Source organism: Sinomicrobium endophyticum (assembly GCF_052983315.1).
This window is the reverse complement of record NZ_JBRKIS010000041.1, coordinates 141094-163791: the sequence shown is the minus strand read 5'-3', so window position 1 is coordinate 163791 and position 22698 is coordinate 141094. Positions and strand designations below refer to the sequence as shown.

Annotated in this window: 19 protein-coding genes, 1 tRNA gene and 1 other RNA gene; 9 read left to right on the top strand and 12 right to left on the bottom strand. The window is 43.2% G+C overall.

Annotated elements, in window-relative coordinates; genetic code table 11:
- The first annotated feature begins 5 nt into the window (after window positions 1-5).
- From ACVBDU_RS15975 to ACVBDU_RS15960, 4 genes are all read left to right on the top strand, one after another.
- Window positions 6-1004: a type IV toxin-antitoxin system AbiEi family antitoxin gene (locus tag ACVBDU_RS15975; protein ID WP_447180725.1), complete on the top strand. Its 999-nt coding sequence runs from the start codon at window positions 6-8 to the stop codon at window positions 1002-1004.
- Window positions 979-1839 (top strand): nucleotidyl transferase AbiEii/AbiGii toxin family protein, encoded by an 861-nt coding sequence (locus ACVBDU_RS15970; protein WP_447180724.1) that lies wholly within the window; start codon window positions 979-981, stop codon window positions 1837-1839. Before ACVBDU_RS15975 ends, ACVBDU_RS15970 begins: the two co-directional genes overlap by 26 nt.
- 15 nt (window positions 1840-1854) lie before the next feature.
- A complete protein-coding gene (locus ACVBDU_RS15965; RefSeq protein ID WP_447180723.1) occupies window positions 1855-2718 on the top strand; it encodes a hypothetical protein in 864 nt (287 codons plus the stop codon).
- 114 nt (window positions 2719-2832) lie between these two features.
- Window positions 2833-3999, top strand: coding sequence for a hypothetical protein (locus tag ACVBDU_RS15960; RefSeq protein WP_447180722.1), 1167 nt, complete (start codon window positions 2833-2835; stop codon window positions 3997-3999).
- 277 nt (window positions 4000-4276) lie between these two features.
- Here the strand turns inward: ACVBDU_RS15960 and ACVBDU_RS15955 are convergent, their stop codons facing one another.
- Window positions 4277-5536, bottom strand: a complete 1260-nt coding sequence (locus ACVBDU_RS15955) for a site-specific integrase (RefSeq protein WP_447180721.1) — start codon at window positions 5534-5536, stop codon at window positions 4277-4279.
- A 235-nt stretch (window positions 5537-5771) separates the two neighbouring features.
- A tRNA-Arg gene (locus ACVBDU_RS15950) sits at window positions 5772-5845 on the bottom strand.
- Window positions 5846-6033: 188 nt separating this feature from the next.
- Here ACVBDU_RS15950 and ACVBDU_RS15945 point away from each other — a divergent pair.
- The 5 genes from ACVBDU_RS15945 (at window position 6034) to rny (ending at window position 9470) form a co-directional block, all read left to right on the top strand.
- Window positions 6034-6927, top strand: a complete 894-nt coding sequence (locus ACVBDU_RS15945) for a DUF72 domain-containing protein (RefSeq protein ID WP_447180720.1) — start codon at window positions 6034-6036, stop codon at window positions 6925-6927.
- Between the two features lie 149 nt (window positions 6928-7076).
- Window positions 7077-7367, top strand: a complete 291-nt coding sequence (locus ACVBDU_RS15940; protein ID WP_447180719.1) for a coiled-coil domain-containing protein — start codon at window positions 7077-7079, stop codon at window positions 7365-7367.
- Between the two features lie 18 nt (window positions 7368-7385).
- Window positions 7386-7676, top strand: a complete 291-nt coding sequence (locus ACVBDU_RS15935; protein ID WP_447180718.1) for a cell division protein ZapA — start codon at window positions 7386-7388, stop codon at window positions 7674-7676.
- A gap of 59 nt (window positions 7677-7735) precedes the next feature.
- Window positions 7736-7857: non-coding RNA, 6S RNA (gene ssrS / locus ACVBDU_RS15930), on the top strand.
- Window positions 7858-7907: 50 nt separating this feature from the next.
- On the top strand, window positions 7908-9470 hold the full coding sequence (rny, locus tag ACVBDU_RS15925) for a ribonuclease Y (RefSeq protein WP_447180717.1): 1563 nt from the start codon (window positions 7908-7910) through the stop codon (window positions 9468-9470).
- Window positions 9471-9777: 307 nt separating this feature from the next.
- Here the strand turns inward: rny and ACVBDU_RS15920 are convergent, their stop codons facing one another.
- The 10 genes from ACVBDU_RS15920 to ACVBDU_RS15875 all read right to left on the bottom strand — a co-directional run bounded on the left by ACVBDU_RS15920 (window position 9778) and on the right by ACVBDU_RS15875 (window position 22642).
- Window positions 9778-10476, bottom strand: a complete 699-nt coding sequence (locus ACVBDU_RS15920; RefSeq protein ID WP_447180716.1) for a DUF2490 domain-containing protein — start codon at window positions 10474-10476, stop codon at window positions 9778-9780.
- 199 nt (window positions 10477-10675) lie between these two features.
- Complete coding sequence (locus tag ACVBDU_RS15915) at window positions 10676-12847, bottom strand: DUF349 domain-containing protein (protein ID WP_447180715.1); 2172 nt, start codon at window positions 12845-12847, stop codon at window positions 10676-10678.
- A 219-nt stretch (window positions 12848-13066) separates the two neighbouring features.
- On the bottom strand, window positions 13067-13807 hold the full coding sequence (locus ACVBDU_RS15910) for a shikimate dehydrogenase family protein (protein WP_447180714.1): 741 nt from the start codon (window positions 13805-13807) through the stop codon (window positions 13067-13069).
- Between the two features lie 74 nt (window positions 13808-13881).
- Entirely contained in the window at window positions 13882-14898 is a 1017-nt protein-coding gene (locus ACVBDU_RS15905; protein ID WP_447180713.1) for a DUF368 domain-containing protein, read from the bottom strand.
- The gene (locus ACVBDU_RS15900) at window positions 14891-15865 is read right to left on the bottom strand and encodes a DUF368 domain-containing protein (RefSeq protein WP_447180712.1); all 975 of its coding nucleotides are present in this window, start codon (window positions 15863-15865) and stop codon (window positions 14891-14893) included. The genes ACVBDU_RS15905 and ACVBDU_RS15900 overlap by 8 nt, the downstream gene beginning before the upstream one ends.
- Window positions 15866-15898: 33 nt before the next feature.
- Window positions 15899-17299, bottom strand: coding sequence for a tetratricopeptide repeat protein (locus tag ACVBDU_RS15895; protein ID WP_447180711.1), 1401 nt, complete (start codon window positions 17297-17299; stop codon window positions 15899-15901).
- Window positions 17300-17396: 97 nt separating this feature from the next.
- Window positions 17397-18578, bottom strand: coding sequence for an aspartate aminotransferase family protein (locus ACVBDU_RS15890; protein WP_447180809.1), 1182 nt, complete (start codon window positions 18576-18578; stop codon window positions 17397-17399).
- A 13-nt stretch (window positions 18579-18591) separates the two neighbouring features.
- The gene (locus ACVBDU_RS15885; protein ID WP_447180710.1) at window positions 18592-20622 is read right to left on the bottom strand and encodes an OstA-like protein; all 2031 of its coding nucleotides are present in this window, start codon (window positions 20620-20622) and stop codon (window positions 18592-18594) included.
- Window positions 20623-20778: 156 nt separating this feature from the next.
- Window positions 20779-22050 carry an adenylosuccinate synthase gene (locus ACVBDU_RS15880; protein WP_447180709.1) on the bottom strand — a complete coding sequence of 424 codons (1272 nt, stop codon included), beginning with the start codon at window positions 22048-22050 and terminating at the stop codon, window positions 20779-20781.
- A gap of 133 nt (window positions 22051-22183) precedes the next feature.
- Window positions 22184-22642: a Fur family transcriptional regulator gene (locus tag ACVBDU_RS15875; RefSeq protein ID WP_447176640.1), complete on the bottom strand. Its 459-nt coding sequence runs from the start codon at window positions 22640-22642 to the stop codon at window positions 22184-22186.
- Window positions 22643-22698 lie beyond the last annotated feature (56 nt).

Below are 22698 nucleotides of genomic sequence, written 5' to 3'. Positions count from 1 at the left end.
ATACAATGGATTTCTTATATTTCAAAAACTTCATCGAAGGCCTGGATATGGATATTGAAACCCATTACCTGAGCGCACCGGACCCTCCCAGACTGCCGGTGTATGAACTCAACGGTGAACAGGTTTCTGTTTATTTCAGGAACGAGATCAGGCAGCACAATGTTCCGTTCATCCTAAAGGAAGAACAGGAAAATCCGATATTGGTGGCCGCCAAGTACATTACCCCAACGGCCAAGAATATGTTGAGGGCCGAAAGGATCAATTATATGGATAGTTTTGGCAATGCGTATTTCAATCTTACTGGACTAAGGGTGTATCTGGAACGTCATAACGCGACACCTTATGTAAAGCCTTCTTCAAAAGTATTTACGCAGGCAGGGGGACAACTGATCTATCATTTTCTACAAAACCCCGACCTAGTAAACGAGACCCAGCGTTATCTGGCCCATATTAGCATGATTTCCCTGGGGAGCGTAAGTAAGGTCATGCAGGGATTGTCCGAGCATGGTTATATTTTCCGTGAAGATGAAAACAAAAGATACCAACTCTTGGGTTATAAGGAACTATTGGACCGATGGGTTCCTTTGGTCAATGAAAAGATATTGCCCAACTTCCTGTTGGGGACCTATTCCTTTTCCGGAGATCTACAGAGCGACTGGAAGAACCAATTCTTAAGGCCCCAGGTATTCTGGAGCGGGGAACCAGCCGCTGCATTGCTGACCGATGATTTCTTTCCGCAGAAATTCAGCATGTTCACCACGCTCAAGGAAAAAAGGGACATCCTTCGGACGTTAAAGCTTGTGCCAGACCCTAATGGAAATGTTATCTTATATGCACCGTTCTGGATGGACACCAACAACATGGAGGCTCTATTTAACCGTATGAACTATAAAAATGTGGTGCACCCAGTACTAATCTATGCTGAGTTGGTATATTCAGGGGAACCAAGAAATTTGGAAATGGCACAAAACATATTGAATGAGTACCTCGAACCACAGTTTTAAAGCGTATTCCTTCGCTCAACACGGGGAGGTTTATCAAATTCTGGAAAAAGTTTTTGCCGAACATGGGGTCAACTATTACCTAATAGGTGCCAATGCCAGGGATATTGCCCTGTACCAGGCGGGGGAAAGACCGGCTAGGGCCACGGCCGACATTGATTTTGCCGTCATGGTCCCGGACCATGACCGGTACAATGCCATAAAACTGGAACTGAAGAAGCATGGATTCGATAAGGTAGGGAGAAATATGCCCTACCGGATGTTTCACGCAGGGTCAAAAACAGTACTTGATCTGCTACCGTTCGGGGGTATTGAGGAAAACAGGATGGTTTCCTTCCTGAAGGAAAAGATAGAGCTTTCAGCAGTGGGGATGCAACAGGTGGCAGAAGACATTGAAATGTTTGAACATCCGGAAGGGTTCAGCATACCCTTTAGTCCTGCACACGGCTTGGTGATATTAAAGTTGATTGCCTGGTCCGAAAAGCCGGAAATCCGAATGAAGGACCTTGGGGACACGGTGGAAATACTACGGATTGCCTGGGCACTCTATGAGCCGGAACTGTACCGGGAGAATGCTGAACATGCCGATCTGTTTGAGTTGGAAGATTTTGAGATCTACAGTGTTTCGGCACGCATCATGGGCCGAAAAATGCAGCGTATCCTGAAATTGGACCGGGACCTGGGAGATAAGATCAAAGGGTTATTACAGAAGGAACTAGCTGCAAAGACCGGACCGCTGACCTTAGCTTTGGCCAAGGCTTTACAAAAAGACCTGAGCTTTGCAAGAAAAATGATCATGGCCATGCAAATGGGCATTTTGGAATATGATGGTAAGTAATCTAAATAGAACAGCATGTTTAATAATTTATTTTCAAAAAAGGAATTCAGTAGTGGGACCGGGTTCTTTAAAGTGGACAACAATGAGTTAATTGAAATAAACCAACTAAACGGCAACGGCTCTATCAACGATTGCATCGAGGCCATTGGTTTTCCAACAAACCATATTTACACCATAAGTACCTTCGATTCAGATAAAATATCGTGTTTGGGGTTTATCACCCTGACCCGGGATCTTCAATTCGTACTGGCCAAAAATCCACGGACCAAAATTTCCTTTTCAGATGTTTTGAATGCCAAAAACAATATTGATTGGGAATTTGAGTATTCGGACCTGAATGTTGAAGATATCTTGCAAGATGGTATTGACTCGGAAAATTTTGACATGGATTTTGTAAAGTCGATTCTTGACCTGTCCGATGAAGGTGGAAACTTATATCAGTCAAAGAAATACGGACTTTATCTTCAGTTTGAAAATGGAATATTGAAGGCATATACATCATCGGAGTGGGACAGTTCATCTACAAAATGGTTAAAGGACATCAACCAGGAATTGGTCGGAAATATGATTGCAGAAGCCAAAAAATTCCATAGAAATGAGATAGAGGCCATGGAAGAAGTCAATGGTCAAACTAAGGCACTCATGAACGTTCCACAGGCTATGAACAATGAATTTTTGCCATTGCATACTAACAAGTATGGAAACATAAATTTTTACAATCTGGTCATTGCCCATTACACTCAGAAATGCGGACAGGATAATTTTTTGTTTATGAACAAAGGCAGGTACAAAAGAATAAGCGAACACATATTCCAGGTCGGAAATTTTCAGTATGAATTTGATGACAACAAGGAATTGATTCGTGTTTTAAAAGATTGAGAACAGTCATAAAGACATTTTAGAGGGGTCCCAGATGGAAAAGGGCATATTTGGAATTATTATTTCTGCATATTTCCTTTTAGCACCAAATATTGAATAATTACATCCTATTATTTGATGGTTTTATTTGACGATACTACAGAGCGGATAGATGGTCCTGCGGACAATAATGAAAACACGTATAACTACTTTCATAAAAGTAGCCGTCGGGATATTGGCATCATTAGGAATCAGCTGGAAAAATGGTTTGGCCAATATCCAGATGTAGAAAAAAAGGAGTTAAAGGGACGTTTTAAAAAAGATTGGGAGTCCGCATTCTATGAACTCTTTTTGTACAACTTGTTCAGAAAATTGGGATATGAGATCAAAATTCACCCTAAAGTTGAGGGTACTAATAAAAGACCGGATTTCCTGATATCCGGAAAGGACCATAAAATTTATGTCGAAGCGAAGGTCTGTTATGACCAATCCGAAGCGGAAAGGGCATATGAACGCAAGAGGAACCAATTTTATGACCAACTCAATAAGGTTAGGATCAGGGGATTTTACCTTAGAATTGTGGAATTGAACTTCATTTCGAACAAACAACCCAAAGTCAAGGAGCTGATCACAAAAATTGAAGGTAGTATTGCTAGTTATGATCCCGGTTCCATTACGGGCCAACTCATGGAATATGGGTTGGGCGCTTGCCCTGAAATAACGTATGGGAACGAAGATTTCAATATCATTATCCAGCCCATACCCGTGGACAAACCAAAAAGGCAGAAAATCATTGAAAGACCCATAGGGATGTTTCCTTTTGAGACATTTATAGGAGGTGGTGAAAAGTCCCTGCGCGAATCTATTTTGAAAAAGGCCAAACGATATGGCAAGTTTGATTTACCTTATTTGATTTGTATTAACGCATTGGGAAAGAAGACTTCCAAGGGGGATGATATGGAAAATGTTATTTGGGGAACCTTACAATACACCTATTCCACCGATCCTAGGAATAGAAATGGAAGAATGACCCGAAAAAATGACGGGATATTTTTCAATGGAGGAGAAAAGAGGTTAAGGCATCTTAGTGGGGTATTGGTTACCAAGGTTTTTTCTTCCAATATCCCTAATGCCAGTTATTGGTTTTATAAAAATCCATTTGCCAATAATCCCTTGAATGTTGACCCACTGGATCAGGGCTATAATTATGTGAATAATGAAAATCAGATCATCAGTGCGGAAGGGACAAATCTGGATGAATTATTGGATATCTCCAAGGCTTGGTTGACAGAAAGGAATTAGTTTACTACAATTTGTTTTCCTTTAAATTGTTTTGATAATATAAAGCCATTATCTTTACGAAACCGGAAGGATTTCAGCTTCCTTTACAGTTCATTTCCATTACCGTCAACAATTCGGATAACAGTTTTTTTTGGATTCTGTAAATATCTGATATGTAATACAATATAATGGCGTGGCGTCATCCTGCCACCATTGTAATTGTAAAGGAAAATAAACGCATTACAAATAATTGATATTGAGCTCTTTATGTTGTTTTCGCTAAGATATAGGTTGAAATTCAGTTCATACCATTGCACTTAGAGTTCTTATTTTTTGATTTGGAAATTTTGTCTTTTAAAATGTTCATATCTTCACTGACCTTATTTTCTATGACACGGGCATAAATTTGTGTGGAGGAAATTTTGGTATGGCCCAACAGTTTTGAAACCGTTTCAATGGGTACGCCATTGCTCAATGTCACTGTAGTGGCAAAAGTATGGCGGGCCATGTGGAAAGTAAGGTTCTTTTTTATTCCACAGGCATCTGCCACTTCTTTCAGGTAAAGGTTTAGCTTTTCATTAGTGATTACCGGGAACAAGGTTTCAGTGACCTGTGTGATGGGATGGTCGGCATATTTTTCAATTAACTCCTGGGCTTTTTCCAATAGGGGTATCTTAATCGGTATTTTCGTTTTTTGACGTTCAGTGATTATCCAATTGTTGCCATCAATGCCTTTGTGGATGTGGTCCGGGGTCAATTTGATAAGATCAGCATAACTTATTCCTGTATAGCAACTGAAGACAAACAGGTCCCTGACCCTGTCCAACCGTTCGATGGGAAATGTATAAGCCTCCAAATCTGAAAGTTCATCGGCACTTAAAAATGGTCTCTCCCTTTTTTCAAAGGAAGGTTTCCATTGAATGAATGGGTCCCTATCCATCCATTCCAGATGATACCCCAAGGTAGCAATTTTACGAAGCCGCTGTAAGTGTTTCATTATGGTATTATGGCTCATTGCCTTGGGATGCCCGGAAGGCCAGTAATTGTACAGGTAATGTTCAAAATCCGAGATAAAGGCATAGTTCAGTTCTTTCAAATAGACATCGGATGTTTTCTTTTTCTTTTTTAAAAAACGATTAATATAATTGGTGGTGACCCCGAAGTTGCGAATAGTACCGGAAGCATGGGTATCTTTTATTTTTTCATGGTGATACCCGATAAGTTCCTGGAGCGATTTTGAATTGTCATCTTCCCCCAGGTAAATTGATTTTATGAGATCAGCGGTGATCAGCTGCCCTTTCAGCCTAAGGTCTTGATATGTCTGTACCAATTGGGCATGGACTTGGTCAATATACTGATTGATTCGCTTAGAGGCTTGCCCTGTCCCTTTGGCGCGCTGCCTTTGGGAATCCCAAAGCCGAATATCCACCTTGTATTTTAAACTGATATTGGCATTTTTGCCATTAACGGTGATTCGGGCATAGATACTTGTTTCATTGTTTTTAGCCCGCGAGGTGTAGATCCAAAATAGGATGGAAAAAGTTGTTGATGTACGCATAACTTTCGTCTTTAAAGGTTAGAAATTCATTAAGACGAAAAGCCAAATCAGAAAACATAAAATCTTAATCCACTGGTTTTCAAATCGTCAACATTGTTGACAGTTTAAAATTATGTTGACGATTTGTTGACATTTAAAACCAAATCATTTCAAATTAAATGATAGTCCAAAAATCGTAAAACCCTGTAAATCATAGAATTTACAGGGTTTTGATACTATTGGAGGATTTTAAAAGTGACCTCGGCAGGATTCAAACCTGCAACCTCTTGAGCCGTAATCAAGTGCTCTATTCAGTTAAGCTACGAGGCCATTTTGCGGGTGCAAATATATTCTTTTTTAAAAGGCAGGCAAAGAAAAATTAAGGAAAATAATCGCTTTGTTCCCTAACTTCAAAATATACTGTCTGTTACCTCCGGAAAAAAATAACGTAATTCTAAACCGTTTCGCAAATTTACGGAATTATACGTACTTTGTAAAACAATAAAAAAACGGTAAGAATGAAATTTGGAAAAGTAGATAATCCCGAAACCGTAGATTTTTCTTTTCCTGAGGACCATCCGGATACGGCAGCGGTTCTTTCCGGAAATAAAGAGAAGAGATCCCCGCAGATTTATATAGGATGTGCCAAGTGGAACCGGCAGGATCTGAAGAATTTTTATCCGAGAGGTACCAAAGATGAACTGGCGTATTATGCAACACAGTTCAATGCCATAGAACTCAATGCTACTTTCTACAGGAATTTTCCCCCGTCCCAGTTTTCCTCCTGGTATGATAAGGTGCCGGAAGATTTTCGCTTCTTCCCGAAGGTAAACCAGATGGTAAGTCACCTTAAAAGATTGCTGGATTTCCAGGGGCCGGTAGAGGAGTACCTGGATGGTGTAGTTCACCTGAAAGAGAAACTGGGGACCGTATTTTTGCAGATGCACAATAATTTTGCCCCGAAAAATTTTGACCGTGTAGTGAGTTTTGTCGAATTCTGGCCGAAAGAGATCCCGCTTGCAGTAGAATTTCGACATACCGATTGGTTCAACGATCCCGCTGTGGCCGGAGAGTTGTATCACTTGCTCGAAGAAAACAATATAGCAAATATTATAGTAGATACTGCCGGAAGGAGGGACCTTATGCATATGAGACTAACCAATAATGAAGCTTTTGTAAGGTATGTAGGAGCCAATCACGAAAGTGATTACGACCGTCTCGATGACTGGGTGCTAAGGTTAAAATCATGGGTAAAGCAGGGGTTGGAACACATCCACTTTTTTGTGCACCAAAACCTTGAAAACGCATCCCCTTTATTGTCGGCTTATTTCATCAAAAAATTGAATAAAGAGCTGGGGAGCAACCTTTCTGTTCCGCATACCCTGGCGGATGTACAACAAAAACTGTTCTGATAATGAGGAGAATTAGTGGTTCCGATCCCCTTTGATTTTTATATTTACGCAGGGATATATGTATGAAATGCGAGAAAAAAAGAGTAAACTATTGCGAAGTATGATCAGGTATGTTAACTTTGTAGTCAGATGTATTGTTATTTGCAGGTATGAGTGATATTACAGAAATTGTTGATTCTCTTGAAAATAGGATTAGCAGGCTGCTTCACAAAATGGAGATTTTAAAGCAGACTAATCTTAAATTAACTCAGGAATTAGCAGATTCCGGAAAGCGGATACAGGAAAAAGAATCTGTTATAGCCGACTGGGAAGAAAAGTATAATGCACTTAAACTGGCAAATGCGATGTTGGGCAGTAATGAAAGCAAAACCGAAACTAAGCTTAAAATAAATACTTTAATACGGGAGATAGACAGCTGTATAGCACAACTCTCGGAATAGAGTTCTGTAAAATGACGTATGGATAAGCTCAGAATTAAGATATCTATTGCAGATCGTGTGTATCCGCTTACTATCGATCCTTCACAGGAAGAAGGGTTGCGGAAAGCGGCTAAGAGCATAGAAGGGCTTGTAAAACAGTTTGAACAGAATTATGCCGTAAGGGATAAACAGGATGTATTGGCCATGTGTGCCTTGCAGTTTGCCTCGCGGGTAGAACAAAAAAGTATAGATAAAGAAAAAGGAAACGAAGAAGTCAAAGAACGCCTGGAGGCTTTGAATGAACTTCTTCAAACTAAACTTAGTTCATAAAAAAGAAGTTCTTTAAATAAGATAGAGGTACTGCCTACATTGGTATTATTGTTTGATAAACTCAACGCTATTCAAATTAAAAAGGGTGAGTCTCGGTTGTAAAAGCATGCCGTTTCCGGTTTCCACCGGATAAACGGATCCTTGATCAGCCGGTTAATCCTAAACTTGTCTTTTGGAGTTTATACATAACCCTTTACCGATGTAGGCTTTTTTTTTAAAAGAGAAAACAAGATGGATATAACTATGATTATTGTTGCGGGTATAATTGGCGTGGCCCTGGGGTTTTTCATCGCCAGAGTAATGGAAAAGAAAAATGCGTCTAAAATATTGGTCAATGCCAAAAGAGAAGCAACGTCCATTGTAAAAGAAGCCACTACCGAAGGGGAGAGTATAAAAAAAGATAAAATATTCCAGGCAAAAGAGAAATTTCTGGAATTGAAGGCAGAACACGAAAAAGTGATCGTGGCAAAAGATAAGAAAATTGCCGAGGCAGAGAAACGAACCAGGGATAAAGAAGCACAGGTAACCGGCGAGTTGACCAGGAATAAAAAACTAAATGAAGAACTGGAGACGAAACTGAAAGACTACGAATACAGGATGGAAATCCTGGAAAAGAAACAGACAGAAGTAGAAAAACTGCATAAAAGCCAGGTAAAACAACTTGAAATTATATCCGGATTACCGGCAGAAGAGGCCAAAAGCCAGTTAATAGAATCGCTAAAAGACGATGCCAGGAGCGATGCGATGAGCTATGTGCAGAACACGCTTGAAGAAGCAAAACTTACGGCACAGCAGGAAGCCAAAAAAGTAATCGTAAGTACGATACAACGGATAGGTACAGAGGAAGCTATAGAAAACTGTGTTTCCGTTTTTAATCTCGAATCCGATGATATTAAAGGCCGGATCATAGGTAGAGAAGGCAGGAATATCCGGGCCCTGGAGTCCGCTACCGGTGTGGAGATTATCGTAGACGATACGCCGGAAGCAATTATTTTATCCTGCTTTGATTCCGTAAGAAGGGAGATAGCCCGTTTGTCACTGCATAAGCTGGTTACGGACGGAAGGATACACCCGGCACGGATTGAGGAAGTAGTGCAGAAAACCACGAAGCAGATAGAAGAGGAAATCATTGAAGTAGGAAAGAGAACCGTGATCGACCTTGGTATTCACGGCCTTCACCCGGAACTGATAAAAATGGTAGGACGTATGAAGTATCGTTCTTCTTACGGACAAAACCTGTTACAACACTCCAGGGAAGTAGCCAAACTGTGTGGGGTGATGGCGGCAGAACTGGGTATAAACCCGAAACTGGCCAAGCGCGCAGGGTTGCTTCACGATATAGGAAAAGTCCCCGAATCCGAAACCGAAATGCCACACGCTATACTCGGTATGGAATGGGCGGAAAAATACGGAGAAAAGCCCGATGTGTGTAATGCTATCGGGGCCCACCACGATGAAGTGGAAATGAAATCACTCATAGCGCCTATAGTACAGGTATGCGACGCTATCAGCGGTGCGAGGCCGGGAGCAAGACGCCAGGTGCTCGATTCCTATATTCAGCGTTTGAAAGACCTGGAAGATATTGCCTTTGCCTTTCACGGAGTTAAAAAAGCCTATGCTATTCAGGCAGGAAGGGAACTTCGTGTTATCGTAGAGAGCGAAAAGGTGAATGACGATAAGGCAGCCGAACTGTCTTTTGAGATCTCGCAGAAAATACAAACGGATATGACCTATCCGGGACAAGTAAAAGTAACGGTAATCCGGGAGACCAGGTCGGTAAATATCGCTAAATAAGGAAGGTTTCGGAGAACAATACAAGATTATACAACCATAAAAAACGGGGCCGGCGAATATTCGCCGGCCCCGTTTTCTACGGATCCATTTTAATTTGATAATCAGGTATTTGTAGTTGATCGGAACCGAAACCTCTCTGAGAAAACCTCCCGACTTTTGCTATCAGTCATACCGGTGTTGCCTGAATAACCTGATAATATTAACTCATCCCTTGAAAGAGATTCCCTTAGTCAACTACCTCGGGGCATCCGGATACCTATCGGGATACATAGTGAGTAACTAAACCTATGTATAAATTTATATCATTTTAAAGTGTATGATGCAGGCTTAGTTGCAATTGACCTTTATCGATGGCATCTGTAGACTGGCGCATATAACCTGCCTGTACTTTGAGATTGTCCGTAATACTATATCCGAGTGCGGTGTAAAAGCGGTTTCTGTCAAAGATCTCCACGGTGTTACCATTGCCGATTTCCTTTTGTCCGTTGATAAACAATTCGTTATAGAGGGCAATGTAAATCGCTCCTTTGTCCAGGCTAAGCTGGTTTATCGGGATATTCAGAAAAAGATTGTAGCGAAAGCGCGTACGGAAGTCCTGGCTTTCTACCCAGCGCTGTTCAAACCGGAAACGATGGGTCAGGTAAAAACGGTCTGTAAGTTTATGCGGAAGCAATGCTTCCTGGTAGATTCTGCTTTCTTCACTGGTGCTGTTGCCGTCTCCGTATTCTCCCGAAAGTACATAACCATACCCGAGGGTAAATTTAACGTTTGCTTTCTCCGGTTGGTAGGTAACTCCCCCACGGAGAAGAAGCTGCTCCAGGTCGCCCATAATGTCCCAGTTCCTGTATTGTACATCTCCCTGGAAACCAAACCTGCTGTTTTTTAATGTCGTGTTCCAGAAGTACATATACCAGGCTCCTGTTTCATTTTCATTGACCTGTGCGAATGTTGAACTGGAGAGAAAGAAAGATGCCGTCAGGACAAGGCAAAATGCTGCTTTTTTCATTGTTTTTGACACATTAGTGAGTTTATAATAAATTAGATTAGGTACGGTGATGGTGTGGGAAGGAATGGTGTAATATGTGCCCCGGAAAATTTTAAAACCGGTATAAAACGTATCTTCCCGAAAGAAATCCGGTAACGGTTGTATTCATTCCGAAGGGAAAAGGCCGGATTGAGCATATAAAAACCGGGGGAAACGGCTATTAATCCATTTCCCTCAGCTGTTTGAGTTTAGCTTTCCACAAGGCAAGCGTTTCTTTATGCTTATCGATGTTTTTGTTTACTTCTCTTACAATGGGGTTGGTATCATCGGCATTGATGAACTGCAGGTTGTTTTCCAGCTGGCGGATCTCACTTTTTACTTCATCTATTTTGCGGCGTATAAATACCATTTCATTGTTAATCAGGCCGTCCTGGTCGGAATTGGCCAGTTGTTCCAGTTTATTGCCGTATTTGATCAGCTCTATATCGCGTTTGGCAACATCCAGCTTTTTAAAGAGGGCATCGATGATCTTATTGAATTTCCCTTCTATGTTCCTCTTGTAATAGGGTACACGTCCGTAAGAACGCCATTCTGAAATAAATTCCTTAACCGTTTCCAGGTCGTCCTGGTGATTGCCGGTGAGTTGGAAATCCTTGAGCTCGTCCAAAAGGGCTTCTTTGCCTTTATAGGCTTCTGTTTCTTCTTTGTTTCCTTCGTCCTTATGCTTGTGAAGCCTGCTGAAATAATGGTTACAGGCCTCCTTGAACTCGCTCCATATTTTATCGGAATATTTGCGCGGTACGTGGCCTATCTTTTTCCAGTCGGACTGTATTTTCTTCATCAGCGGGGTTACCACTTCCCAGTCGTCACTGTCTTTGTTCTCCCGGGCTATTTTTATGAGTTCCTGTTTCTTGCTCAGATTATCATGCTGATCTTTTTTAAGGTGTTTGTAGAACTCGTTTTTATTCCGGTTAAACATTCTTACGGCTGCTTTAAAGGCTGCCCATACGTCTTCGTTAACTTTTCTCGGCACCCTTCCTGCATTGAAAAAAGCTTCCCGCAGAGCCTCGATCTCCCGGATCTGCCTTTGCCATTGGTTGTGAGAAGAAGCCTTGTTTTGGGCAATAGCATTTATTTGCGCAATAATTTCCTCTTTTTTCTCCAGGTTCTGTTCATGAATCTCGTCCATGTTCTTAAAGTACTCCTGTCTTTTTTCGTGGATCACTTTGGTAGCTGCACTAAAGCGTTCCCATACAGCTTCGCGATGCACCCTGTCTACGGGGCCGATATCCTCTTTCCATATTTTGTGGAGCGACTGCAGCTCCCTGAAAGCCGTATTAATATCGGAGATTTCCGCGAGTTGCTCGGCCCTTGCAATGATTTTTTCTTTTTCTTCGAGATTGTGTTTGAAGTCTAGGTCGCGAAGGTCGCGATTGATATCCAGGAAGTCGTAAAAACGCTCTACATGATGCTGGTAAGTCCGCCATACATCGTTGTAATTGACCCTGGGGATGGGACCGGCCACTTTCCAGCGTTCCTGGAGTTCCTTAAAGTGTTTGTAGGTGGTGTTTATGTTTTCTTCTACATTGATGAGCCCTTTGAGCTCGTCGATGATTTCGAGCCGCTTGGAAAGGTTATTTTTAAGGTTTTGTTCCAGGTTTTGATAGTACTGGTTCCTTTTGTCCTTATAATCTCCGTATGCTTTGTGGAATCTTTGTTTTATAGGGGGATTGTAACGGAAATCTATTTCATTGCCACCATCATTCAGAAATTCCTCCTTTTTTTCCTCCTGGAGTTCCTGATATTTCAGATCGAACTCGTATTTAATACCATCCACATGCTCTTTTATGGCCTGGATCTTCTCGTTTTTGACCAGTTTTTCCAGTTCGTCAACCAGCTTGTCCATGCTCATGGCATGGTAATCCAGTATCGGAATGGAATGTCTCTTAACGTTGTCTTCGTCTTCGGCATCTTCGGCATTGGATTCGTCTATTTCGTTCAGGACCTCTGCATCTTTTACTTCCATAACGGCTGGGGTTGCCTGACCTGCATCTTTGTCTTCCACCTCTTCGGCCATATGCTCTTCGGCTCCGGTTTCTTCCCCGGAAGCAGCCGTATTGTCTACCGCAATCTCTTTTTCTTCGCCTTCGTCTTCGGCATTGGATTCGTCTATTTCGTTCAGGACCTCTGCATCTTTCGCTTCCATAACGGCTGGGGTTGCCTGACCTGCATCTTTGTCTTCCACCTCTTCGGACTTATGCTCTTCGGCTCCGGTCTCTTCCCCGGAAGCAGCCGCATTGTCTACCGCAATCTCTTTTTCTTCGCCTTCGGTCCGGCCGGTAGTAGCATTTTCCTCTGCCTGGTGCAGGTTGTTGTCTTTTTGGTCTAACATCTTAAAAATGTTTATGGTTCATCATCACTTTAGAACGTGAAAGATACTAACTACTCTTAAAATAGCAAAACTTTTGATGCTTTTAGAAAGGTTGTTTTACGAAATAGGAAGGGGAATTTTTTTAAAAACGAAGAAAATCCTGTTTTTTATGGCTCCGGCCAAAATGGTGAAATATACTCTGTTTTGAAAAGGTGAATCCGAAGAGCATGTTGTCCTGTTTTACATCATATTGGAATTCCATATTTCCCAGGCTTTTTCCGCCTGTAACTGCAGCATGCGAAGCCCGCTACTGGTAGTTGCCCCCTTTAGCCTGCCTTCTTTTAAAAAAGAGGTCTCGGCCGGATTGTAAATAAGGTCATATAGCAGGTGCCCCGGAGTGATGAAATTGTAGGGAATAGGTGGTTTTTTCTCCACATCGGGGTAAGTGCCCAAAGGAGTACAGTTTACAATTACCGGGCTGGCCTGCATTATTTTTTCGTCCAGGTCTTCGTAAGATAACTGTCCTTCTTCCGGACTTCGGGAAACAAAAGTATAAGCAATTCCCAGCTCTTTTAGGCTAAAGGCTATCGCTTTGGAAGCGCCTCCCGTACCCAGAATAAGGGCTCTCCGGTGTTCTTTTCGCAACAGGGGCTGCAGGGAAGCCTGGAAACCGTAATAATCGGTATTATAGCCGGTAAGGCGTCTTTTTTCTACTTTTATGACGTTCACGGCGCCTATTTGCTCCGCTTTGTTGCTGAGTCCCGAGAGATAGGGCATGACGGCTTCTTTATAGGGGATGGTTACATTACAGCCCCGGAGGTCCGGATGTTCGGAAAGGAGGTTCGGGAATTCTTTGATGTCCTGGAGATCAAAGTTTACGTAGGAATGGTCTGTAAGATGTAGTTTTTCAAATTTTTCCCGGAAGTATACCTGGGAGAAAGAATAGGATATGTTTTTTCCAATGAGTCCGAATAGTGGCATAGTTTTCTGTTTTTTGTTCGGGAGCCCTGTTGGTATTTTACATACTGTAGCGGAATGTTAATGCCGGGGAATCGTTATTTGATCCTTCTTGTGCGTCTTCCGTACCAGTCCAGGGCAAGGACTATCAACACCCCAAATATAGCAAAACCGATGGCTCCCCAGGTCTCCGGAAGTGAAAAATCGGGAATATAACGCTGGTAGTTTTGTATGATCTGGTCCCCTTCGCTGTCCAGGATAAATTTTCCGGCCTCATCTACCCGGAATATTGTTCTTTTCCAGGGCCATACCACCCCGAGGGACCCGGTTATAAAACCGATAATGATGGCAGTGGTTATATTGCGATAGTGTTTTAGCACATAATTGAGCAGATGGGAGAGCGTTACCAGTCCGGTTGCGGATCCGAGGGTAAAGACTCCCAGGATGGTCAGTGTTTTGATGCGTTCCTGGTTTTGTACAAAGGAAAAATCGCCCTTAAAAATTTCGGAAAAGGTGTCGTAAAGAGCGTTGACCGAATCTACCAGCAGAAGTACGTAATTTCCGAGAAGAATAAGGATAAAAGAACCCGACAGCCCCGGAAGAGTCATTCCGGAAACACTTATAATGCCGCAGAGAAAGACAAAAAACAGGTTGGTGTTTTCCCGCGCGGGACTCAGGAAACTGATAGAAATTCCTACCAGAAGTCCTGTGATTGCCGATATAACGGTTTTCCGGTTCCAGTTAAATCCTTTGGAAATATAGTAAATGGAACCTATGATCATACCGAAAAAAGCAGCCCAGACATAGAGCTCTTTGCTGGCTATAAAATAATCGAGTATTCTGGATACACTGAAATAGCTTATGAGCATCCCTAAAATAAGGAGTCCTAAAAACCTGCCGTTAATATAACGGTAAAAGGAGTTGAATCTACCGTTGATAAGCAGCTTTAATGCTTTGAGGTTGATCTTTTGAAGAGAATAGATGAATTCCTCGTAAAAGCCGGCTACAAAAGCCACAATACCACCGGATACCCCGGGAACCTTGTTAGCGGCCCCCATGGCAAGTCCTTTTATTACTAAAAAGATCCTGTCCCGGAGTGTTCTGGAACTATTCATTTGCATTTTGTGCTTTTACGGCTATTTTCTCCAGAAGGTATATGGTGAGGAACCCTGCAACGGCAATAAAACAGGCCAGCATTACCTGGCTGTCCCCTTCGAATTTAAAAGGTGATATGCTTCTTTGCAGTACAGGGACTTGTTCATTATGCGAATTCATTCTCCAGGAAAGGGTTTCTTTCCAGGGCCATATTTTGTTGAGAGATCCTATCATAAATCCGGTCAGAAGAGCCAGAGTGGTATTTTTGTGGTATTTGAACATCCAGTTCAGTATTCCCGAAAATACTTTGAGTCCCAATATGGCGCCTATGCCAAAAACGGCCAGTTTGGAAAAGGCCTGCCCCAGCAGTTGTATGTCTGCACGGAAAATACCTTCACGGAGTTGATTTATAGTGTGGATCACAATTTCGTACGAGCCCATAAGCAGCAGGATAAAAGCCCCGGAAATACCCGGAAGTATCATGGCTATGATGGCTACAAAACCGGACAGGAACAGGTAGGTATACCCGTCTGGCGAACTTACGGGGTTTGCAATGGTTATATAATAGGAAATTATCCCGCCGAGCAAAGCCGCAATTATAACCCGTGCGGACCACCGGGAAATCTGTTTGCCGATAAAAAAAATACTGGCTACAACAAGCCCGAAGAAAAAAGACCACACGGCTATGGGATGGGTGTTGAGTAACCAACTTATAAAACGGGCCAGGGAAAATATGCTAATGGCGATACCAATAACCAGGGCCAGTAAAAAATTACCGTTGATGCCTCTCCACATGGCCCTGAAACCACTTTGTTTCCAGGTCTTCAATGAGGACAGGTTAATCCTGTTAATGGAACCGATGAGCTCTTCGTAGATACCGGAAATAAATGCTATGGTACCTCCGGATACTCCGGGAACAACATCGGCGGCTCCCATTGCCATCCCTTTTAAAGTGATTATCAAGTAATCCAATAGCCTTCTTTGCATATTCTGTTCTTTGACGAACAAAAATAGGCAATTTTAAATAGAAGCCTTTTTAAAATCTGTTATAAAATTCTTAACAGTTTTACTGCGGAAAACGGAAGGAAACAGCTCTTCCATAATGTTTTGTTCATCGTAATTGTCCGTCAGCGCATTCCTGAGGTGAAAACGTCCTTTGCTATTGTCTGACAGGGTAAAATAGAGTCCGGCGATACGGTATTCCAGGCAAGCCTCCTTCGGATAGAATTCAAGGGCCTGGAGCAATACGTGTATGGCGTTATCAAACTCACCTATTTTTACGAGAATATCGCACCATGAAGTCCATGTTTCCAGTTCGTAATTGCCCAGTTCAATGGTTTTCTGGTACGAGATGTCGGCTTCTTCGTAAAGGTGCAGTTCTTTATTTATTTCGGCACAACGTTTCCAGTAAGCTATGTTCTCGCTGTCAATATTAAGCGCTTTATTGATGTAATACTTGGCTTTCTGAAAATTGTATTGTTTCAGGTAAAAATCGGTGATGGCTATCCATCCCTTGTCCAGTAACGGATCTTCGTGGACGGTTTTGTAATAGTACTGTTTGGCTACATTGTCATTCCCGAGTTTTTCATGGCATTTTCCTATCCGGAGGTAAGCAAACGAGGTAGGGTCGTCCAGGGTAAGGGTCAACTCATAGTTTTCTATGGCCTCGTTATATCTCCCTAGTTTTTCCAGTACTTTGCCCTTTTCGAGATAGGCGCCTATAAAGGTATCGTCGGAAATGATCGCAAAATCAAAGGCGGCAAGCGCTTCTTTGAGCATCTTTTTGTGGAAGAACTGTTTTCCCATCTGGTGCCAGCCCACTTCGCTGTAAGGGTTCACCTCCAGGTAAGTATTCAGGTAGGTTATGGCCCCGTCGTGGTCTTCGAGAAAGTCAAAACAGTAGATAATGTTGTAAAGAGCCGAATAGTCTTCCGGGTCTTCTTCCAGGCATTTTATAAAGCAGTCTTTGGCTTCGGCATATTTGTCCAGAAAGAGGTATTCCATTCCTATGAGGGAATAGACATCTGCGCTGTCTTCCGTATAAGCAAGGGCTTCTTTGAGGAGCTCAATAGCCATGACATGGTTGTCTTTCTTGGAGTATATATTGGCCCGTTGGATGTAAATCTCTTCATTGGAGGTCTCAAAGGAGGCGAGCTCATCCAGCATCTTTTCCGCTACATCAAAGCGATTTTCGAAAATGAGTACTTCAATCAACAGCAATTTTAAGGTAGTGGAACCGGTGTGTTGTTCCAAACCTATCTTTATCGCTTTTTTAGCCAGGGCCACTTTCCCTAAATCGAGATAGTGGTGGATAATGTCTTCAAAATCATCCGCATCAAAAAAATACACGTCATTGGTCTTGAGCATGGATTCGAATTTCGAAATGGGAAATTTTCGGTCTTCGTTAGAACTAAATGGCATAAGCATGCTTTTTTAGGATTCTACGTTAATAAAATTAGGGTTTGCAGCTTTTATTTCCAGCATTTCCCGGTATTTGTTATCAACAAAGTAGTTAACATTAATCGTGCCATTGATCCAGGATATCCAGGATAACGGAGCACCCTTCACGTATTTCCTTCCCGGAAATAGTGAGGGGAGGGGTTATGCGTACTGCGTTGGGCTCAAAAAGTAACCAGAACATCAGTACCCCGCGTTTAAGGGATTCCAGGATGACATAATTGGTTATTTCCGCACTGTCTGTCATTATGGCAAGCATCAGTCCTTTTCCGCGCACTTCTTTTATGTGCGGATGAATGAGCAGCTCGCGAAACAGTTTTTCCTTTTCCAGGGTATCTTTGATCAGGGAAGTCCCGGTGACTTCGCGCAGTGTGGCGAGGCAGGCCGCCGCTATTACCGGGTTTCCGCCAAAAGTGGTGACATGCCCCAGTTTCGGATTGTCCTTCAGTTGGGCCATCATGGCTTTGGAAGAAGTGAAAGCGCCGACGGGCATACCTCCGCCCATGCCTTTGCCCATGACAAGGATATCGGGAACAATGTCAAAGTGTTCAAAACCGAAAAGCTTTCCCGTTCTGCCATATCCGGGTTGTATTTCGTCCAGGATGAGCACGGTCCCGGTTTCGTCGCATCGTTTCCGGACTTTCTGCAGGTAATTATCGGCGGGAAGAATAAATCCGGCTCCTCCCTGTATGGTTTCCAACAGTACTGCTGCTGTTTTGTCTGTGATGTTCTCCAGGTCTTCTTCGTTATTGAAGGTGATGAACCTGCTCCCCGGGATAAGGGGACGAAAGGCCTGCCTGCGTTCTTCATGCCCCATAACACTCATGGATCCCTGGGTGTTGCCGTGATAGGCATTTCGTGCAGCGATGATCTCACTTCGTCCGGTAACTTTTTTAGCCAGTTTCAGGGCGCCTTCTATGGCCTCGGTACCGGAGTTTACAAGATATGTGGTTTCCAGGGGGGCGGGTAGAAGTGATGCCAGTAACCGGGCCAGTTCTACTGCGGGTTGTTGGATGAATTCCCCGTAGACCATAACGTGCATGTACTTTTCGGCCTGCTCTTGTACCGCCTGCACTACTTTAGGATAACTGTGTCCCAGTGTATTGGCAGAAACCCCTGCAATAAAATCCAGGTAGGCTTTGCCCGTAGTGTCGTAAATATAACTGCCCCTGGCATGAGAGACTTCCAGGGCAAGCGGGTGGGGCGATGTCTGCGCCTGGTAGTTAAAAAAATCCTGTTTCATCATTGACATATTCCTATAAACCTTCTTCATTTTCCTCTCCTGTACCTTGTTGTTCGGATGGCGGGGATGTTGCGTTCTCCTTTTTGTTTTCGGGAATGGAATCGTTCCTCTTTGTTGGAATAATACTGTCCTGTTCCTTTTTTACCGGGATGCTGTCCGTTACGGGAGCGCCAGGTATTTGAAGTTTGAGAGAACCGGCTTCCTTTTTTTCCGAAACAACACCATCTCTCTTTTCGGAAAGGCTGTCCATTGCCTGTGTTACCGGTTTTCGGACTTGCAGGGAATCGGTTTCTTTGCTTTCTGTGGCTGTACTGTCTTGTTCCATAGGCGGTACCACGGCAGTCGTATCTTCGGCTTCCGGCGGAATACTGTCTGTGACCTCGGCGGGAGGCGAAGGCTCTTTCCTGGGAGGAAGTGTTCCCGGCTCCGTATCCATCGCCCTGCGGTATTCTTCTTCCTCGGCTTCGATATCTATGGGGTTGTCAATTCCCCGTATTTTTACGAGTTCGATATTGTTGTCGTCTTCATCGAAAATATCGTCTTTGCTCCGTATCATTTCGTCGCCGTACCAGACAAAACCGCGGAGCTTTCTCGTGTTTTCGGGAAGTTGGTTTTCCGGGTAGAGAATGGCATCGGGATTAATAAAATAGGAGATGTCCTGTATTTCGTTATTCTCTATGGTAAACTGTATATTTCCGCTGACGTGCTTGTCAATACCTATCAGTTCGTTTTTATCGTTCCGGGTGTAGTAGATGGATTCCGCATTCTTGATCATATCCACCACCCGCAATTCGTTCTCCTCGAAGTAACCGAGCAGTTCTTTCCCTTTGATCTGGTTATACCCGTTTTTCTCCAGGGTATCTTTTTGTACGACAAAGGCATTGTCCCAGACATGAAGCGAATCGAGTTTTTCCGTTTCCGGATTGGAAAGGAGATTGATGCTGTCTCCCGTCATCTGTGTTTCGCCGGACCATAGTATGGGGCGGGTGATAAGCTGGGTGATCCCTGTCTTCTGGTCGGAATGTATGGAGTCGCACTTGCCGCTAAGGTCCGTTTTGTAAAACCTTGCCTCGCGGAAAGCACGGATGATACGGTGTTCCGGTTTGCCGGTTACCATCAGGGTGTCCCCGTGTATGTATATGGAATCCTGTTCTACCAGGTTTACGGCTACGGCCCTTTTGGTAATGAATACGGAATCTTTTTCCTTGAAAACTTCGGCATAATGCCCCTTGACGATACCTTTGTTGATGGTGTCGGTAATCTTTATATTTTTGGTAGCGGAAGCGAAATTTTGTTTTTGGTTGAAATAGAGACTGTCCCCGTTGATGATCCGGTTGTTGTAATCGACACGGGAATTCTTTACGAAATAGCCTTCTTCTTCCTCGGTTTTATAAAAACCCCTTTCGCAGTATATGGTGTAGTCATCCCCGATAATAGTGGACGGACCGAACATATACGCATGTTTAGTAGTGGTGTAGTAATCCAGCCGTAACGAATGCACTTCGTATTCCGGATTGTCGATTTTTACATCGGTGACAAACTTGTACTTTTTTGGAGTCAGGTAATAGCGCCCTTCCTGGCTGGTGAGTACATTGGTCGAATCTTTTACCGTACCGAAAGAATTGTAATATGCTTCCTGGGAGTTCCGGTTAAAATACAGAGTGTCGGTAGTAAGGGTCATGTCTGTATTCTGAAGCAATACGTCTTCTTTGGCCAGTGCCAGTTTGGTATTACCGTCGTATTCTATATACCCGCTGTTTAGCTGTACCGTATCTCCCTGTTGCAGAAACACGTTGCCAAAGGCTTTGAGGAGATTTTCCTTCTGGTAAAATACGGCAAGGTCGCACCAGAGATCAATGCCTTCATGTTCAAACTGTACCTGCCGGTCATCCCTGCTGAAGATAGAAGCCCCGGGGTATTTCTGTTCGTTCTGGTTGTATTCGCCACTATATATGATATTGATCTTCTTCTTTTCCTGGGCGTGAACGGACAGGGAAAGAAAAGCCAGGAGACAGAAAGTTATTTTCTTAAAAGATACCGGCACGTTGTGAAATTTGTTTCAAAAATAGTTTTTTTGAACAAGGAAATAGCGGATTTAAGAGGAATTTAATAGTTGTGGCGGGTAATAAATTCCAAGGTTGCAGGTTACAGGCTGCAAGTTATAAGGCCAACTTGCAACCTGTAACTTGTAACCCAAAAACTACCTGTAAATAGTCTGGGTCCTGTCCGGGCCTACAGAAACGATTTTCACAGGCACTTCCAGGTTTTCTTCCAGGAAGGTGATATAATCCCGGAGTTCTTTTGGCAGCTGATCTGCCGAAGTCATCCCGGTAAGGTCCTGATCCCATCCTTTCAATTCGGTATACACCGGGGTCACATTTTCCTTTTCCATGGAGAAAGGCATGTGTTCTATGGTTTTTCCTTTATATTCATATGCGGTACACACTTTCAGGGTTTCGAATTTGGAAAGTACATCGGCTTTCATCATCATAAGCTGTGTAACACCATTTACCTGGACGGCATATTTCAAGGCTACCAGGTCCAGCCATCCGCAACGGCGGGGACGCCCGGTCACCGCACCGAATTCGTTTCCTATTTTTGCCATTCGCTCTCCGTCCGCATCAAAAAGTTCGGTAGGGAAGGGGCCGCTCCCTACACGGGTGGTATAGGCTTTAAAGATCCCGTAGACCTCGCCTATGCGGTTTGGTCCTATTCCCAGTCCGGTACATGCACCGGCAGCCGTGGTATTGGAGGAAGTGACAAAAGGATAGGTGCCGAAGTCTATATCCAGCAGGGAACCCTGTGCGCCTTCGGCCAGTATCTTTTTGTTTTCTTTCAGCGATCTGTTCAGGTATTCTTCGCTGTCGATAAAAGTAAGTTCTTTGAGTGTTTTTACGGCTTCGAAAAACTCCGCTTCCATTTCCGGAAGGTCGTATTGGAGATCTACTTCGTAATGGCCGATCATGGTTTCGTGTTTTTTCGCTAATGCACGGTACCGGGCTTCGAAGGTGTCCAGTTCCAGGTCTCCTATGCGCAGACCGTTTCGTCCGGTCTTGTCCATATACGTAGGCCCTATACCTTTTAGTGTAGAACCTATTTTTGCTTTTCCTTTGGCAGCTTCGGAAGCGGCATCCAGGAGACGGTGTGTAGGTAATATAAGATGTGCCTTACGCGAAAGTATGAGTTTACTTTTGTAATCGATATCGAATTTTTTCAATCCTTCCAACTCACTAACCAGTACTACGGGGTCTATCACGACTCCGTTTCCTATAACATTGATGGCCTTGGGGTGAAAAATACCGGAGGGGATAGTGCGCAATACGTGTTTGATTCCGTCAAATTCCAATGTATGCCCTGCATTCGGGCCGCCCTGAAAACGGGCTATAATGTCGTAATCTTTGGTGAGAACATCTACGATCTTGCCTTTTCCTTCGTCTCCCCACTGGAGTCCGAGTAGTAAATCTACTGCCATTGTCTTGTTCGTGTTTATCTTATCTTTTCGTTAATACAATTACCGACTTCTATCAGGTGAAATAGTAATATGGTCACGGAAAAACCGCTTGTCCTGACAGAGAATCTGTTTCCTGGTTTATGTCGTTACGGGTTTATGATTTTTCTTCTTCCTTGGTAGCGTAAAAATACAGGGAATGATTGTGTATTTTGATGTTGAAAACTTCTTCTATGGTTTGTTTTATGGACTGGATACGCGGATCGCAAAACTCCATAACTTCACCGGTATCCGTAAGTATGACGTGGTCGTGCTGCCTGTCGAAATACGATTTTTCGTAGTGTGCCTGGTTCTGTCCAAACTGGTGTTTTCTTGCCAGCCCGCATTCCAGAAGCAGTTCTATGGTATTGTACAGGGTAGCCCTGCTGACCCGGTAGTTCTTGTTTTTCATTTTAATGTACAGCGACTCTATATCAAAGTGCTCCTCATTGTCATATATTTCCTGGAGAATAGCATAACGCTCCGGGGTTTTCCTGTGACCGTTGTCTTCCAGAAAACGGGTGAAGACATTTTTTACTATCTCCTGATTCTTCTTATTGGTCGTCTCATTTATCATAACGAAGGACATCAAAAAAATTAACACACAAACTTACATATTTTTTTTTCGTTCCT

Excerpts from the sequence above, each read along its gene's own strand:
- ACVBDU_RS15975 (WP_447180725.1), top strand. The coding sequence starts at position 6 with ATGGATTTCTTATATTTCAAAAACTTCATCGAAGGCCTGGATATGGAT.
- ACVBDU_RS15970 (WP_447180724.1), top strand. The coding sequence starts at position 979 with ATGAGTACCTCGAACCACAGTTTTAAAGCGTATTCCTTCGCTCAACAC.
- ACVBDU_RS15965 (WP_447180723.1), top strand. The coding sequence starts at position 1,855 with ATGTTTAATAATTTATTTTCAAAAAAGGAATTCAGTAGTGGGACCGGG.
- ACVBDU_RS15955 (WP_447180721.1), bottom strand. The coding sequence starts at position 5,536 with ATGCGTACATCAACAACTTTTTCCATCCTATTTTGGATCTACACCTCG.
- ACVBDU_RS15945 (WP_447180720.1), top strand. The coding sequence starts at position 6,034 with ATGAAATTTGGAAAAGTAGATAATCCCGAAACCGTAGATTTTTCTTTT.
- ACVBDU_RS15940 (WP_447180719.1), top strand. The coding sequence starts at position 7,077 with ATGAGTGATATTACAGAAATTGTTGATTCTCTTGAAAATAGGATTAGC.
- ACVBDU_RS15935 (WP_447180718.1), top strand. The coding sequence starts at position 7,386 with ATGGATAAGCTCAGAATTAAGATATCTATTGCAGATCGTGTGTATCCG.
- rny (WP_447180717.1), top strand. The coding sequence starts at position 7,908 with ATGGATATAACTATGATTATTGTTGCGGGTATAATTGGCGTGGCCCTG.
- ACVBDU_RS15920 (WP_447180716.1), bottom strand. The coding sequence starts at position 10,476 with ATGAAAAAAGCAGCATTTTGCCTTGTCCTGACGGCATCTTTCTTTCTC.
- ACVBDU_RS15915 (WP_447180715.1), bottom strand. The coding sequence starts at position 12,847 with ATGTTAGACCAAAAAGACAACAACCTGCACCAGGCAGAGGAAAATGCT.
- ACVBDU_RS15910 (WP_447180714.1), bottom strand. The coding sequence starts at position 13,807 with ATGCCACTATTCGGACTCATTGGAAAAAACATATCCTATTCTTTCTCC.
- ACVBDU_RS15905 (WP_447180713.1), bottom strand. The coding sequence starts at position 14,898 with ATGAATAGTTCCAGAACACTCCGGGACAGGATCTTTTTAGTAATAAAA.
- ACVBDU_RS15900 (WP_447180712.1), bottom strand. The coding sequence starts at position 15,865 with ATGCAAAGAAGGCTATTGGATTACTTGATAATCACTTTAAAAGGGATG.
- ACVBDU_RS15895 (WP_447180711.1), bottom strand. The coding sequence starts at position 17,299 with ATGCCATTTAGTTCTAACGAAGACCGAAAATTTCCCATTTCGAAATTC.
- ACVBDU_RS15890 (WP_447180809.1), bottom strand. The coding sequence starts at position 18,578 with ATGAAACAGGATTTTTTTAACTACCAGGCGCAGACATCGCCCCACCCG.
- ACVBDU_RS15880 (WP_447180709.1), bottom strand. The coding sequence starts at position 22,050 with ATGGCAGTAGATTTACTACTCGGACTCCAGTGGGGAGACGAAGGAAAA.
- ACVBDU_RS15875 (WP_447176640.1), bottom strand. The coding sequence starts at position 22,642 with ATGATAAATGAGACGACCAATAAGAAGAATCAGGAGATAGTAAAAAAT.